The sequence below is a fragment of the Pseudomonas sp. Z2-11 genome, from assembly GCF_054161305.1.
Window position 1 is genome coordinate 3,701,439 of record NZ_CP096395.1, and the last position, 14,860, is coordinate 3,716,298.

Genomic DNA, 14,860 nt, shown 5'->3' on the forward strand with positions numbered 1-14,860 from the left:
CGAGCAGGCTCGCTCCCACAGTAGATCACCGCAAAATTCCGTCAGGCAGATAGCCGGTACGGCAAAACCCTTGCAGAAAGCTTGGAATACCATAATATGATATTCCATCGACCGAACGCTTCTGCCTACCCTGGCGCGGTCACTTGCAAGACTCGCTTGACCCAAAGCTCCCGATAAGTGGGCGAACAGAAGCCCACTCAATAAACACAACAATGAGGGCGTGAACATGGTGTTGAAGAAAAGTGCAGCCGCAATTCTTTTTGCCGGCCTGCTGAGTGTCACCAGCCAGGCGACGATGGCCGCTGAAAGCGTCAATTTCGTCAGTTGGGGCGGCAGCACCCAGGACGCGCAGAAGCAGGCCTGGGCCGATCCGTTCAGCAAGGCCAGCGGCATCACCGTGGTCCAGGATGGCCCGACCGACTACGGCAAACTCAAGGCCATGGTCGAAAGCGGCAACGTGCAATGGGACGTGGTCGATGTCGAGGCCGACTTTGCCCTGCGTGCCGCCGCCGAAGGCCTGCTCGAACCTCTCGATTTCTCGGTCATCCAGCGCGACAAGATCGACCCGCGCTTCGTCTCCGACCACGGTGTCGGCTCGTTCTATTTCTCCTTCGTGCTCGGCTACAACGAAGGCAAGCTCGGTTCGGGCAAGCCAACGGATTGGTCCGCGCTGTTCGACACCAAGACCTACCCAGGCAAGCGCGCCCTCTACAAATGGCCAAGCCCTGGCGTGCTGGAACTGGCTCTGCTGGCCGATGGCGTGGCGCAGGACAAGCTCTATCCGCTGGACCTGGACCGCGCCTTCAAGAAACTCGACACCATCAAGAAAGACATCGTCTGGTGGGGCGGCGGCGCCCAGTCCCAGCAATTGCTGGCGTCCGGCGAGGCCAGCATCGGCCAGTTCTGGAACGGTCGGATCTATGCCTTGCAACAGGACGGCGCGCCGGTCGGCGTGAGCTGGAAGCAGAATCTGGTCATGGCCGATATCCTGGTTATCCCGAAAGGTGCGAAAAACAAGGCCGCCGCCATGAAGTTCCTGGCCAACGCCAGCAGCGCCAAGGGCCAGGCCGATTTCTCCAACCTGACCGCCTACGCCCCCGTCAACGTTGACAGCATCGCGCGCCTGGATTCGGTGCTCGCCCCCAACCTGCCGACCGCCTACGCCAAGGATCAGATCACGCTGGATTTTGCGTACTGGGCCAAGAACGGTCAGGACATCGCGACACGGTGGAATGAATGGCTGGTCAAATGAAAATGGCGGCAGCGGCAACCCCTCGCACCGGGAGCGCCGTCGGCGCTGCCGGTCCGGCCGTGGTGCGCAAGCAGACGCCGTCGTTGATGCAACGCTGGCGCGGCGCCGGCAACCTGATTCCTGCGCTGCTGTTCCTCGGCCTGTTCTTCCTGGCGCCACTGATCGGCCTGCTGCTGCGCGGCGTGCTGGAACCCGTGCCGGGCCTGGGCAACTACGAGCAGCTGTTCGCCAACTCGGCTTACGCCCGGGTGCTGTTCAACACCTTTTCGGTGGCCGGGCTGGTGACGTTGTTCAGCCTGCTGCTGGGCTTCCCGCTGGCCTGGGCCATCACCCTGGTGCCCCGTGGCTGGGGCCGCTGGATGCTGAACATCGTGCTGCTGTCGATGTGGACCAGCCTGCTGGCCCGCACCTATTCCTGGCTGGTGCTGTTGCAGGCCTCGGGCGTGGTGAACAAGGCATTGATGGCCCTGGGCATCATCGACCAGCCGCTAGAGATGGTGCACAACCTCACCGGCGTGGTGATCGGCATGAGCTACATCATGATCCCGTTCATCGTCCTGCCGCTGCAGGCGACCATGCAAGCCATCGACCCGATGATCCTGCAGGCCGGTTCCATCTGCGGCGCCAGCCCCTGGACCAACTTCTTCCGGGTGTTCCTGCCGCTGTGCCGGCCGGGGCTGTTTTCCGGCGGGCTGATGGTCTTCGTGATGTCTCTCGGTTACTACGTGACCCCGGCGCTGCTGGGCGGCGCGCAGAACATGATGCTGCCGGAATTCATCATCCAGCAGGTGCAGTCGTTCCTCAACTGGGGCCTGGCCAGCGCCGGTGCCGCCTTGTTGGTGGCGATCACCCTGGTGTTGTTCTACTTCTACCTGAAGCTCCAGCCGGAATCCCCGGTGGGCGCCAGCAACGCGAGGTAAGCCGTCATGCTCCTGACTCCCAATGCCATGAGCCGGCGCATGCGGTTCGGCCTGTATTTCACCACCGGGCTGATCGCGCTGTTCCTGCTGCTGCCCATCGTGTTCATCGTGCTGCTGTCGTTCGGCTCGTCGCAGTGGCTGGTGTTTCCGCCGCCGGGCTGGACCTTCAAATGGTACGGCCAGTTCTTCTCCAACCCCGACTGGATGAGCGCCGCGCTGACCAGCCTCAAGGTCGCGCTGCTGACCACCGTCTGCGCCGTGGCCCTGGGCCTGCCTACCGCATTTGCCCTGGTACGTGGACGCTTTCCCGGCCGGGAAATGCTCTACGGCCTGTTCACCCTGCCGATGATCGTGCCGCTGGTGATCATCGCCGTGGCGGTCTACGCGCTGTTCCTGAAACTCGGCTACACCGGGACGATGTTTGCCTTCGTGGTCAGCCACGTAATCGTCGCGCTGCCGTTCACCATCATCTCGATCATCAACTCGCTCAAGCTGTTCGACCAATCCATCGAAGACGCGGCGGTGATCTGCGGCGCCTCGCGCCTGCAAGCGGTGTTCAAGGTGACCTTCCCGGCGATTCGCCCGGGCATGGTCGCCGGCGCCTTGTTCGCATTCCTGGTGTCGTGGGACGAGGTTGTGCTGAGCGTGATGATGGCCAGCCCGACCCTGCAGACCTTGCCGGTAAAAATGTGGACCACTTTGCGCCAGGACCTGACGCCTGTGATCGCCGTCGCTTCGACGCTGCTGATCGGCCTCTCGGTGCTGGTAATGGTGATCGCCGCCGCCCTGCGCCGGCGCAACGAAATCAGCGCCTGAGCGCCTAGGAGAATACGATGAGTGCCGTCAAAGACCCCGCACAGCAGAACAACAAAACCCTGGTCAGCCTGCGCAACCTGAACAAGCACTACGGCGACTTTGCCGCCGTGGACGATATATCCCTGGAGATCCAGGACGGTGAATTCCTGACCTTCCTCGGCTCCAGCGGCTCGGGCAAGAGCACCACCCTGTCGATGCTGGCCGGTTTCGAAACCCCCAGCAGCGGCGAGATCCTGGTGGATGGCAAATCCCTGGTCAACGTGCCGCCGCACAAGCGCGACATCGGCATGGTGTTCCAGCGCTATTCGTTGTTCCCTCATCTGTCGGTGCGCGACAACATCGCCTTCCCGCTGGCGATCCGCAAACTGGCCAGCGCCGAACGCGAACGCCGGGTCGACGCCATGCTCAAGCTGGTGCAACTGGGAGAGTTCGCCCATCGGCGCCCTTCGCAACTGTCCGGCGGCCAACAACAGCGCGTGGCAATTGCCCGGGCGCTGGTCTATGAACCGCGCATCCTGCTGATGGACGAACCTCTCGGCGCGCTGGACAAAAAGCTGCGCGAAGATTTGCAGGACGAACTGCGCCAGTTGCACCGCCGGCTGGGCATCACCATCGTCTACGTCACCCACGACCAGGAAGAAGCCATGCGCCTGTCCCAGCGCATCGCGATCTTCAGCCACGGCAAGATCGTCGGTCTGGGCAGTGGCTACGACCTCTACCAGAATCCACCGAACGCCTTTGTCGCCTCGTTCCTGGGCAACTCCAACTTCCTCAAGCTCAAGGCCCAGGGCAATGCCGCGGCGACCTTCGAAGGCCAGTCACTGTCGATCCGCCTGACCACCGGCCTGCAAACCGACCAGGACGTACTGCTGATGGTCCGCCCGGAAAAAGCCCTGGCCCTGAGTGTCGAGCAGGCGACCCAGGACACCCTGCCGGCCGGCTGGAACGAAGTCTCGGCCAAGGTCGTGGAGGTGCTCTTTCTTGGCGAAAGCCAGACCTGCAGCGTGGTCACCTCCGGCGGCACCCAGATGACCGTCAAGGCGCTGTCCGCCGCGGGCATGCCGCTCAAGGCCGGCGACCCGGTGCGGGTGCGCTGGGCCGCCGCCGATGCCTGCGTCTACACCCAATGGGCCGAGAGCGACCTGAACAAGGCCGCCGGCGCCCACTGAGAACACTGCGTCATAACCGCCTGCGAGCGAGGACTGCGAAATGATCGATGCCAACCTCTACAAACAAGTCATGGGTTCGTTCCCGTCCGGCGTGACGGTGATCACCACGCTGGACGATGACGGGAAAATCGTCGGGCTGACCGCCAGCGCCTTCAGTTCATTGTCGATGGACCCGGCCCTGGTGCTGTTCTGCCCCAACTACAGCTCCGATTCCTATCCGGTGCTGATCCGGAACAAACGCTTCGCCATCCACGTGCTTTCCGGCGGCCAGCAGAACGAAGCCTACGCGTTCGCCCGCAAAGGCAAGGACAAGGCCCAGGGCATCGAATGGACCTTGAGCGAGCTGGGCAATCCGTTGTTGGGCAACGCTACCGCCATCATCGAATGCGAACTGTGGCGTGAATACGAGGGTGGCGACCACGCCATCATGGTCGGCGCCGTGAAGAACCTGATCGTGCCGCAACACACACCGGGGCCGCTGGTTTATTGCCACGGCAAGATGGGCGCCCTGCCCGTCCTCGCCTGAACCGATCGTCAACAATAAAGAGAAAGCGCCATGAAATTTTCCCTGTTCGTACACATGGAGCGCTGGGACGAAAGCGTCAGCCATCGCCAGTTGTTCGAAGACCTCAGCGAGCTGACGCTGATGGCCGAAGCCGGCGGTTTCAGTACCGTGTGGATCGGCGAACACCACGCCATGGAATACACCATTTCGCCAAGCCCGATGCCGCTGCTGGCGTACCTGGCCGGCAAGACCACGACCATTCACCTCGGCGCCGGCACCATCATCGCGCCGTTCTGGCACCCGCTACGGGTGGCTGGCGAATGCGCGTTGCTCGACGTTATCAGCAACGGCCGCATGGAAGTCGGGCTGGCCCGGGGCGCCTACCAGGTAGAATTCGACCGCATGGCCGGCGGCATGCCAGCTTCTTCCGGCGGCCAGGCATTGCGGGAAATGGTCCCGGTGGTGCGCGCACTGTGGCAAGGCGACTACGCCCACGACGGCGAGATCTGGAAATTCCCCACTTCCACCTGCGTGCCCAAGCCAATCCGCAAGCCTCATCCGCCGATGTGGATCGCCGCCCGCGACCCTGACTCGCACAACTTCGCCGTCGCCAATGGCTGCAACGTGATGGTCACGCCTTTGATGAAAGGCGATGAAGAAGTCCTCGACCTGAAGAACAAATTCCAGGCCGCCCTGGACAACAATCCCGACGTGCCACGTCCGCAATTGATGGTGCTGCGCCACACCCATGTGCACGCCGAGGACGATCCCGAGGGCTGGAAGATCGGTGCCCAGGCAATCTCGAAGTTCTATCGCACCTTCGACGCCTGGTTCGGCAACAAGCAGGTGCCGGTCAATGGCTTCCTGGCGCCAAGCCCGGAAGAAAAATTCGCCGAGCGCCCGGAGTTCCAGCTGGAGAACATCCGCAAGAACACCATGGTCGGCACGCCGCAAGAGATCATCGAGCGGATCAAGTACTACCAGGAACTGGGCGTGGACGAGTTCAGCTTCTGGTGCGACAACAGCTTGCCGCATGCCGAGAAGAAAAAATCCCTGGAGTTGTTCATCCAGCAGGTGGTGCCGGCGTTTCGCTGATCCTGTGGGAGCGGGCTTGCTCGCGAAAGCGTAGTGTCAGTCAGTATCAATGTTGAATGTGCCACCGTCTTCGCGAGCAGGCTCGCTCCCACAGGGTCTGGAACACCCGCAGCCTATGTGGGAGCGAGCCTGCTCGCGAAGGCGGATTGAAGCTGAAAAAAAATGCCCGGACATTTGATGCCCGGGCATTTTTATTCAAGCACTGCGATCAGAACGTCACGCTGGCGCTCAATCTGGCAGTACGCGGCTCGCCGACGTTGACCTGCAACTGGCTCCCGGTAGACGACGGGTAGTACTGCTTGTCGAACAGGTTGTCGACGTTCAACTGCAACGAGGTCTTTTGTCCGAACACCGGCGACTCCCAGCGCAGGAACGCGTCGGCGACGGTGTAGCTGCTGAGCCAGAAATCGTTGGCGTTGTTGGCGGCGCGTTCGCCGACATACCGCGCTCCGGCCCCGGCGTGCCAGGCGCCGAATTCGGCCGGCACGTTCAGATGGTGGCTCAGGTACAGGCTGGCGGTGTGCTTGGGAGCATCGGCCAGACGGTGGCCTTCGTCCTCCGGATCGTCGAGGATTTCCGTATGGGTGTAGGCGTAAGTCCCGATCAGGTCCCAGCGGTCGGCGAGGCGGCCCGTGATGTCGAGTTCCAGACCCTGGGAACCTACCTTGCCGGCGGCTTCCGCCAGCGTCACGCCATTGACCGTGGAGGACGTCACGACGTTTTTCTTCACGATGTCGAACAGCGCAAGGTTGATATTCAAGCCTGGGAGCGGATCGTACTTTGCGCCGATTTCATAGCTGCGGCCCTCTTCCGGATCGAAGGTATTGCCGGCGTCGTCAACGTCGTCGTTCGGCTTGAAGGAGCGGCTGTAGTTGCCATACAGCGACAGGCTGTCGGTGGCTTTGTAAACCAGGCCGAGGAATGGCACGAAGGCGTCGCCGTTGTCATCGCGATTGATTTCGTAATCCCTGCCTACGCCTTGATCGCTGTATTGGTCGTAATGTTGATAACGACCACCGACTACAAGAATCCAGCGGTCATCCAAATGCCAGTTGTCTTTCAGGTACACGGAACTGGAGTTCAATTGGTTTCGCAGATCACTGTCGGTAGTGCTGACCAAACTCGGCTCTGGCAGGTTGCCGTAAACCGGTGAAGTTATGTTGAAGCCGGGCTGCGGGTTGCCACGATAGGTCTTGCCCCGGAATTGATCGGATACCTGATTATCGATGCCGAGCAACAGGTCATGACGCTGGCCGAGCAGCTCTTGCTTACCCATGAAATCCCAACTGGCGTAACGGGTCTCATCATCGTAATGGGCGCCATTGGCCCTGCGGCGCAGAACATTTCCTGTGAGCGTAGCGGGCTGGGCAATCGCAAGACTGTAGCGGTCATTGTTCCAGCCGTAGGTCACCCGGGTTTTCCACGCCTCGCTCAGCTCGTACTCGAACCGTGCGGTGGCCGTCTCGCGGATCCCGACGCTCTTGGCCCAAGGCTCGTCCAGGCGCTTGTCATAGTCGATGTCGGCCGGATGTCCATTCTTGAACACCGTGCCACGGTCAAACGGGTTGGAATATTCGTTGTACTCATAACTCAGGTTCAACGAAGCACGCTCACCGGTCCAGGCGAGCGATGGCGCCACCAGCGTGCTCTCGTTGACGCCGTAGTTGCGCCAGTAATCCTCATGGCCGCGTTCGGCGATCAGGCGATAGGCCAACCCGGTGTCGCCCAACGGCCCGGTGGTGTCCAGGGCCATGGTGCCGCCGCCCTCGCTGTAGGCGGAACCGCTCAATGTGGTGCTCTGGGTGTATTCGGGCTTCTTGCTGATGACGTTGATCAGGCCACCCGGTTCCAGCGCGCCGTACAACATAGAGGCCGGGCCCTTGAGCACTTCGACTCGCTCAGTGGTGGCGCTGAAGTTATGGCCCAGGTTCGAACGCACACCATCGCGCAGGATCGAACCGTCATCGTTGGTGCCAAAACCGCGCTTGACGAGCGAGTCCCGGGAGCCCCCCAGGGTGTTGCCCTGGCTGACGCCGCTGACGAACTTCATCGCGTCGTTCAGCGAGCGCACCTGGTAGTCCGCCAGGGTCTGCTGGGTCACCACGTTGATCGACTGCGCCTCTTCCTTGATCGGTACATCGCTCTTGCTCGCCGTGCTGGCTTGCGTCGCCGTGTAGCCTTCGTCCTGAATGATCCGACTGCCTTGCACATCCGTGGTGGGCAGTTCAAGGGTGTCCTGGGCCTTCAAGGGGCTTGCCATGAAACAGCAGGACAACGCAGGTAAAACACATTTGACGAGGGCATTGCGGTAAGCGAGGGGGGTGGAACGATTCAAGACGCTGCACTCATGGGGGGGATGTGAATGAGAGCGAATATACTTTGAGAATCATTCCCAGTAAATCTTTTGTATCAAATTGATAGCGCTATACACCCTGTAGGAGCGAGCCTGCTCGCGAAAGCGGTGGGTCTGCCAGCATTGATGTTGGCTGTACCTGCGCCTTCGCGAGCAAGCTCGCTCCCACAAAGTGATATCAAATCGCCCTGCTACCCTAAAGCTTTGGCGCCAGCGGTCGAATGTATTCCATTCAGTGATTTTTTTGCCCAGGAGCAGCGGCATGCAGACGTTAAAGGCCTTGTACGAGTCTATCGAGATGCAATTCTTCGATACCCTCACCAAAAAGCTTTCAAGCCTTTTCCTGCTGGTCGTCGTCAGTGGCCTGCTGTACTGGGTCGCCGTCAGTGCCCGGGCCGATATTCTCGTGCAGTTGCGCACGGCCCAACTGGACGCCGCGCTGCTGGGCCAGATCGAAGATCGCCTCGACAGCCTCACCCATGCCCTGCTCTTCGGCGCGCTCCTGACGTTCGGCATGATCAGCTTCATGGTCTGGTATTTCCGCCACCTCATCGTGCGCCCCGTCACTGTGATGACCAAGGCGCTGGAAGAGATCGCCAACGGCGAAGGCGACTTGTCCAAGGACTTGCCGCTGGTCACCCATGACGAGATCCGCACGCTGGCCGCCACCTGCAACCGCTTCCTGGCCAAGCAGCGCGAGATCATCAGCAACGTCCAGGCCTTGACGGTGCACATTGCCGTGGAGTCGGCCCGTTCATTGAAGAACATCAGCGACTCCAGCGACAGCGCGACCCACCAGGCGCGCTTCGCCAAGGAAGTGATGGACCAGAGCAACACCGCCGTGGGCCGTATCGAAGAAGTCTCGCGCCAGACCCAGGGCATCTCCAGCACCACCGCGCAGAACCTGAACATGGCCCGCGACTCCTATGCCGAGTTGCTGGAAGTGACCGGCAACATCAGCGAGATCTCCAGCAGCCTGGGTGAGTTCGCCACGCTGGTGGACGCGCTGAACCAGCGTTCGTCGAGCATCAAATCCATCGTCGGGCTGATCCAGCAGATTTCCGCCCAGACCAACCTGCTGGCGCTCAACGCCGCCATCGAAGCGGCGCGCGCCGGGGAAAGTGGCCGTGGCTTCGCCGTGGTCGCCGATGAAGTGCGCACCCTGGCGCAGAACGTCAGCCGGGCTACCGACGATATTTCGCGCAACATCGACGCGATGCTCCAGGAGGTCAGTTCCACCCACGAGCAGACCACCCAGATCAGCCACAGCGCCCGGGAGACCCAGAAGGTAGTGGAACGCGCCTCTGGCCATTTCGAGAGCATGATCGTCGACTTCGAGTCCACCAACGGCAAACTGGCGGATATCGCCGACCACATCCAGCAGTTCGCCGACTCCAACACCGGTATCAACGAACGCGTCACCCAGATCCATGCCGACAGCCAGTCGATCGACCAGCGCATGCAGCAGTCGGCGACCGCCACCCGCGATCTGTCCGGTGTTGCCGAGAAGGTCCAGACGCTGCTGGGCCGCTTCGTGCTCGGCCACGGCAAGCTGGACGCCGCCATCACCCGCGCCAGCGAATGCCGCGACACACTCCAGGTTCAGCTGCAGGCGCTACAGGAACAAGGCGTCAACCTGTTCGACCAGAATTACCAGCTGATTCCGGGTACCGATCCCAAGCAGTACATGACCAGCTACACCGAACGCTTTGCCCGGGTCTGCCAGGAAGAATGCGACAAGCTGACCCGCAGCACGCCGGGCGGCAAGGTCTCGTTCATCGTCGATACGAAGGGCTATTGCCCGGTCAACAACAGCTGGGTGTCCAAGCAACCCACCGGCGACCGCGCGGTCGACCTGCCGGTGTGCCGCAACAAGCGGATCTTCAACGACCCGATCGGCCTGCGCGCGGCGGGCAACGTCCAGCGCTTCCTGCTCCAGACCTACCTGCGCGACACCGGGGAAATCATGACCGAGATCGACGTACCGTTCTTCTTTGGCGGCCGTCACTGGGGCAACCTGCGGGTGGGGTTTGATGCGGCGGTGTTGCTGGCTGACTGATCAAAGGATCAAGCCAGACAATTGTGGCGAGGGAGCTTGCTCCCGCTCGGCTACGCAGCAGTCGCAAGACGGGCGATGCGGTCAGCCTGAAGAACCGCCGGGGCCTGCTGCGCACGCCAGCGGGAGCAAGCTCCCTCGCCACATTGGCCTTTCTGCGCACATACAATCCTGAATTCACCCCAAACAACTGTGGGAGCGAGCCTGCTCGCGAAGGCGCCAGGTCAGTCGACATCTTCATCGACTGACACTCCGTTTTCGCGAGCAGGCTCGCTCCCACAAGGGCATCTGTGGCGCATGCAAATCCTGAGTCCAACCCAAAACAACTGTGGGAGCGAGCTTGCTCGCGAAGGCGCCAGGTCAGTCGAAATCATCCTTGACTGACACTCCGCTTTCGCGAGCAGGCTCGCTCCCACAAGGGGATCTGTGGCGCATGCAAATCCTGAGTCCAACCCAAAACAACTGTGGGAGCGAGCCTGCTCGCGAAGGCGCCCAGTCAGTCGACATCTTCATCGACTGACACCCCGCTTTCGCGAGCAGGCTCGCTCCCACAGGGGCATCTGTGGCAAACGCAAATCCTGGGTCCAACCCAAAACAACTGTGGGAGCGAGCCTGCTCGCGAAGGCGTCAGGTCAGTCGACATCTTCATCGACTGACACTCCGCTTTCGCGAGCAGGCTCGCTCCCACAGGGGATTACTTCAGTTCAACAGCATTTGGGGCCACCCTTGCCACCGTAGCGGGCTTCCTGGCGTTCTCGGAAGAACGCCTCGTAGTCCATCAGCGGCTTGTCGGGGTGCTTGGTTTGCATGTGCTCGACGTAGTTGTCGTAGTCGGGCATGCCGACCATCAGGCGGGCGGCCTGACCGAGGTATTTACCGAGGCGACTCAAGTCATTGAACATCGTTGCAATCCCCTATCAAGCGTCCGGCAGCGCCTGGAATGGCGCTTCCTTGTCCGTGCGTTCTTTCGTGCCCCAGGCGGCGATGCCGACCTTGAGCGCGTAGAACAGGATGCTGAAGACCACGAACAGGAACAACACCGTCAGCGTTGCGTTGGTGTAGGCGTTGAACACCACGTGCTGCATCTGCTCGATGCTCTTGGCCGGGGCCAGGATCTGGCCGGCGGCCAGGGCATCGTTGTATTTGCGCGCCAGGGCCAGGAAGCCGATCGCCGGGTTGGCGTCGAACAGCTTGATCAGGCCTGCGGTGGTGGTGCAGATCAGCAGCCAGCTGGCCGGCAGCAGCGTGACCCAGACGTAGCGCTGGCGCTTCATCTTGATCAGCACCACGGTGGCGAGCATCAGCGCGATACCGGCCAGCATCTGGTTGGAGATGCCGAACAGCGGCCACAAGGTGTTGATGCCGCCCAGCGGATCGATCACGCCCTGATACAGCAAGTAACCCCACAGCGCGACGCAGCCGGCGGTGGCGATCAGGTTGGCGGTCCACGATTCGGTGCGCTTGAGGGCCGGGACGAACGAGCCGAGCAGGTCCTGCAGCATGAACCGCCCGGCACGGGTGCCGGCGTCTACCGCGGTGAGGATGAACAGCGCTTCGAACAGGATCGCGAAGTGGTACCAGAACGCCATGGTGTTCTCACCCGGCAGCACCGAATGGAGGATCTGCGCGATACCCACCGCCAGGGTCGGCGCACCGCCGGCACGGGCCAGGATGGTGGTCTCGCCGATGTCCTTGGCCACCGCTTGCAGCGCGTCGGGGGTGATTGCAAAACCCCAGCTGCTGACGGTCTGGGCCACGGCCACCACGTCCGAACCGACGATCGCCGCCGGGCTGTTCATGGCGAAATACACGCCCGGCTCGATCACCGAGGCCGCGACCATCGCCATGATCGCCACGAACGACTCCATCAGCATGCCGCCGTAACCGATGTAGCGCGCGTTGGTTTCGTTATCCAGCAGCTTGGGCGTGGTGCCCGAGGAGATCAGCGCGTGGAAACCCGAGACCGCGCCGCAGGCGATGGTGATGAACAGGAACGGGAACAGACCGCCCTTCCACACCGGTCCGGTGCCGTCGGTGAACTGGGTCAGCGCCGGCATTTTCAGCTCGGGCATGGTCACCAGGATGCCGATCGCCAGGGCGATGATGGTGCCGATCTTGAGGAAGGTGGACAGGTAGTCCCGTGGCGCCAGGATCAGCCACACCGGCAGCACCGCGGCGACAAAACCGTAGCCGATCAGCATCCAGGTGATCTGGATCCCGGTGAAGGTGAAGGCCTTGGCCCAGACCGGGTCGGCGGCGATCTGCCCGCCCAGCCAGATCGAACCGAGCAGCAACAGCACGCCGATGAGCGAGATTTCACCGATGCGGCCCGGGCGGATGTAGCGCATGTAGATGCCCATGAACATCGCGATCGGGATGGTCGCCATCACCGTGAAGATGCCCCACGGGCTCTCGGCCAGGGCCTTGACCACGATCAGCGCCAGCACCGCGAGGATGATGATCATGATCAGGAAGCAGCCGAACAGCGCGATGGTACCGGGGATGCGGCCCATTTCCTCGCGCACCATGTCGCCCAGGGAGCGACCGTTGCGGCGGGTCGACAGGAACAGGACCATGAAGTCCTGCACCGCACCGGCCAGCACCACGCCGGCGATCAGCCAGAGCGTGCCGGGCAGATAACCCATCTGCGCCGCCAGCACCGGCCCGACCAGCGGCCCCGCGCCGGCAATGGCCGCGAAGTGGTGGCCGAAAAGGATGTGCTTGTTGGTCGGGACATAGTCCAGGCCATCGTTGTTGAGCACGGCGGGCGTGGCCCGGCGCGCATCGAGTTGCATCACGTTGTTGGCGATGAAGAGGCTGTAGTAGCGGTAGGCGACCAGGTAGATGGCCACAGCCGCGACGACGATCCAGAGGGCGTTGATCGGCTCTCCGCGGCGCAGGGCCACGACGCTCAACGCACACGCTCCCAGAACAGCCACGGCAAACCAGGCGAGGTGTTTAACCAGACGGGTTGTCATTGCATGTCTCCTGCCGATATCCAATGGATTGCGGCGATTGTTTTTATAGTGTGGCCCCGGCAATTCGGAGCTGGCCCAATATCCCTGCTGGCCGTCAATAAATAAATCCGTAGTACTACGTAGATGCCAATTCCTCCTGTGTCCCCCTGTGGGAGCGAGCCTGCTCGCGAAGGCGGTGTGTCGGGTAACGATAATCCTGACTGACCCGACGCCTTCGCGAGCAGGCTCGCTCCCACACAGGCTCGCTCCCACAGGTTTTATGTTTCGCCCATGGGTTTGGCATATGATGCCGCCATTCGCCTCCCCGCCGGATCCGGACAGGAGTACAGATGCTGCTCAAACACAAGATCGTCGCTCTCGGGATCCTGCCGCTGGTCCTGGCGATTGCCGTTATTGGTGCCTTGGTCATCTCGCTCAATCGCCAGTTGGGTGACCAACAGGCGCAGCTGATCGAAGACAGTATCCTGGCCAGTAAACGCGCCGAGCTGAAGAATTACGTAGAGATGGCGCAGAGCCTGATCGCCCCGTTGTACAACGACGGCCAGGGAGATGCGCGGGCACAGCAGCAGGTGCTGGAAGAACTGCGCAAGCTCAGCTTTGGCATCAACGGTTATTTTTTCGTCTACGACCGCCAGGGTCGCAGCCTGATGCATGCCCGCCAGTCGGAGCTGGTGGGGCAATATCTCTGGGACATGAAGGATCCTCAAGGCCTGCCCGTCATCCAGGCTTTGCTCAAGAGCGCCGAATCAGGCGAAGGCTTTCAGCGCTATGCCTGGAACAAGCCCTCCTCCGGCCAGGTAACCGACAAGCTCGCCTACGTCGTGATGCTCGATCGTTGGGGCTGGATGCTGGGCACCGGGATCTACCTGGAAGACGTCGAACGCGCCACCCAGCAGGCTCGCGCCGAAGTGGCCCAGGGCATCCACACCACCATGCAGGCCATCGCCGCCATCGCGTTGGTCGCGGTGCTGCTGGTGTTTGCCGGCGGCATCACCCTCAATGTCAGCGAGCATCGCCTGGCCGACAAGAAACTGCAGCGCTTGAACCAGCGTATCGTCAGCTTGCAGGAGGAAGAGCGCTCGCGGGTGTCTCGCGAACTCCACGACGGCATCAGCCAGCTGTTGGTTTCGATCAAGTTCCAGTTCGAACTGGCCAGCCATGTGATCGAGAACGGCCAGGAAAATGGCCTCGGCATCTTGAAGAATGCCACCGATCGACTGGGCGAAGCGATCGGTGAAATCCGTAGCATTTCCCATGATTTGCGTTCCTCGTTGCTCGATACCCTGGGCCTGCCCGCCGCCATCGGCCAGCTCGCCGCCGAATTCGAACAGCGCAGTGGCCTGGAAGTGTCCTACCGAAGCAACGAATTCGACTGTCGCCTGGAAAACGGCGCCCCGGTCTCGCTGTTCCGGATTGCCCAGGAGGCGCTGACCAACATTGAGCGACACGCCGGGGCGAAACGAGTCGCCATCACCCTGTTCGGTTCGGGCCAATCCCTGCGCCTGACCGTGGTGGATGACGGGATGGGCTTCAACGTCCCGCAGGTCGAGCGTGGTCACACCGGCATCGGCCTGCGTAATATCCGCGAACGGGTCGAGCATTTTGGCGGGCGGCTGGAAATGACCTCGGTTCCGGGACGAAGCGAACTGGATATCCTGTTGCCCATGACCCTGTCGGCCACGGAAAGTTGATGCGCGTTCATTTCCACAAGAGCAC

General features: G+C 61.7%; 11 protein-coding genes. 8 read left to right on the plus strand and 3 right to left on the minus strand.

The features are described from left to right. The first annotated feature begins 226 nt into the window (after positions 1 to 226). The 6 genes from M1E16_RS16350 to M1E16_RS16375 are packed head-to-tail and all read left to right on the plus strand — an operon-like array spanning position 227 to position 5,757. Positions 227 to 1,252, plus strand: a complete 1,026-nt coding sequence (locus M1E16_RS16350; RefSeq protein ID WP_434573712.1) for an ABC transporter substrate-binding protein — start codon at positions 227 to 229, stop codon at positions 1,250 to 1,252. Beyond that, the gene (locus M1E16_RS16355) at positions 1,249 to 2,172 is read left to right on the plus strand and encodes an ABC transporter permease (RefSeq protein WP_458130339.1); all 924 of its coding nucleotides are present in this window, start codon (positions 1,249 to 1,251) and stop codon (positions 2,170 to 2,172) included. Before M1E16_RS16350 ends, M1E16_RS16355 begins: the two co-directional genes overlap by 4 nt. Positions 2,173 to 2,178: 6 nt before the next feature. Continuing rightward, positions 2,179 to 2,988: an ABC transporter permease gene (locus M1E16_RS16360; RefSeq protein WP_458127872.1), complete on the plus strand. Its 810-nt coding sequence runs from the start codon at positions 2,179 to 2,181 to the stop codon at positions 2,986 to 2,988. A gap of 17 nt (positions 2,989 to 3,005) precedes the next feature. Then, positions 3,006 to 4,157: an ABC transporter ATP-binding protein gene (locus M1E16_RS16365; protein ID WP_434601026.1), complete on the plus strand. Its 1,152-nt coding sequence runs from the start codon at positions 3,006 to 3,008 to the stop codon at positions 4,155 to 4,157. Positions 4,158 to 4,197: 40 nt separating this feature from the next. Then, positions 4,198 to 4,683 carry a flavin reductase family protein gene (locus M1E16_RS16370; RefSeq protein ID WP_458127873.1) on the plus strand — a complete coding sequence of 162 codons (486 nt, stop codon included), beginning with the start codon at positions 4,198 to 4,200 and terminating at the stop codon, positions 4,681 to 4,683. A gap of 30 nt (positions 4,684 to 4,713) precedes the next feature. After that, on the plus strand, positions 4,714 to 5,757 hold the full coding sequence (locus M1E16_RS16375; protein WP_434697512.1) for an LLM class flavin-dependent oxidoreductase: 1,044 nt from the start codon (positions 4,714 to 4,716) through the stop codon (positions 5,755 to 5,757). A 208-nt stretch (positions 5,758 to 5,965) separates the two neighbouring features. On the opposite strand, the gene M1E16_RS16380 is transcribed toward M1E16_RS16375, so the two are convergent. After that, entirely contained in the window at positions 5,966 to 8,017 is a 2,052-nt protein-coding gene (locus tag M1E16_RS16380; RefSeq protein ID WP_458127874.1) for a TonB-dependent siderophore receptor, read from the minus strand. Positions 8,018 to 8,372: 355 nt separating this feature from the next. Here M1E16_RS16380 and M1E16_RS16385 point away from each other — a divergent pair, with 355 nt between their 5' ends. Then, positions 8,373 to 10,169 carry a methyl-accepting chemotaxis protein gene (locus M1E16_RS16385; RefSeq protein WP_458127875.1) on the plus strand — a complete coding sequence of 599 codons (1,797 nt, stop codon included), beginning with the start codon at positions 8,373 to 8,375 and terminating at the stop codon, positions 10,167 to 10,169. Between the two features lie 701 nt (positions 10,170 to 10,870). Here M1E16_RS16385 and M1E16_RS16390 read toward each other — a convergent pair. Continuing rightward, positions 10,871 to 11,068, minus strand: coding sequence for a YbdD/YjiX family protein (locus M1E16_RS16390; protein WP_003201656.1), 198 nt, complete (start codon positions 11,066 to 11,068; stop codon positions 10,871 to 10,873). Between the two features lie 15 nt (positions 11,069 to 11,083). Next, complete coding sequence (locus M1E16_RS16395) at positions 11,084 to 13,144, minus strand: carbon starvation CstA family protein (protein WP_458127876.1); 2,061 nt, start codon at positions 13,142 to 13,144, stop codon at positions 11,084 to 11,086. Between the two features lie 329 nt (positions 13,145 to 13,473). Here M1E16_RS16395 and M1E16_RS16400 point away from each other — a divergent pair, with 329 nt between their 5' ends. Beyond that, on the plus strand, positions 13,474 to 14,835 hold the full coding sequence (locus M1E16_RS16400; RefSeq protein ID WP_434601032.1) for a cache domain-containing protein: 1,362 nt from the start codon (positions 13,474 to 13,476) through the stop codon (positions 14,833 to 14,835). Positions 14,836 to 14,860: the final 25 nt, after the last annotated feature.

Excerpts from the sequence above, each read along its gene's own strand:
- M1E16_RS16350 (WP_434573712.1), top strand. The coding sequence starts at position 227 with ATGGTGTTGAAGAAAAGTGCAGCCGCAATTCTTTTTGCCGGCCTGCTG.
- M1E16_RS16355 (WP_458130339.1), top strand. The coding sequence starts at position 1,249 with ATGAAAATGGCGGCAGCGGCAACCCCTCGCACCGGGAGCGCCGTCGGC.
- M1E16_RS16360 (WP_458127872.1), top strand. The coding sequence starts at position 2,179 with ATGCTCCTGACTCCCAATGCCATGAGCCGGCGCATGCGGTTCGGCCTG.
- M1E16_RS16365 (WP_434601026.1), top strand. The coding sequence starts at position 3,006 with ATGAGTGCCGTCAAAGACCCCGCACAGCAGAACAACAAAACCCTGGTC.
- M1E16_RS16370 (WP_458127873.1), top strand. The coding sequence starts at position 4,198 with ATGATCGATGCCAACCTCTACAAACAAGTCATGGGTTCGTTCCCGTCC.
- M1E16_RS16375 (WP_434697512.1), top strand. The coding sequence starts at position 4,714 with ATGAAATTTTCCCTGTTCGTACACATGGAGCGCTGGGACGAAAGCGTC.
- M1E16_RS16380 (WP_458127874.1), bottom strand. The coding sequence starts at position 8,017 with ATGGCAAGCCCCTTGAAGGCCCAGGACACCCTTGAACTGCCCACCACG.
- M1E16_RS16385 (WP_458127875.1), top strand. The coding sequence starts at position 8,373 with ATGCAGACGTTAAAGGCCTTGTACGAGTCTATCGAGATGCAATTCTTC.
- M1E16_RS16390 (WP_003201656.1), bottom strand. The coding sequence starts at position 11,068 with ATGTTCAATGACTTGAGTCGCCTCGGTAAATACCTCGGTCAGGCCGCC.
- M1E16_RS16395 (WP_458127876.1), bottom strand. The coding sequence starts at position 13,144 with ATGACAACCCGTCTGGTTAAACACCTCGCCTGGTTTGCCGTGGCTGTT.
- M1E16_RS16400 (WP_434601032.1), top strand. The coding sequence starts at position 13,474 with ATGCTGCTCAAACACAAGATCGTCGCTCTCGGGATCCTGCCGCTGGTC.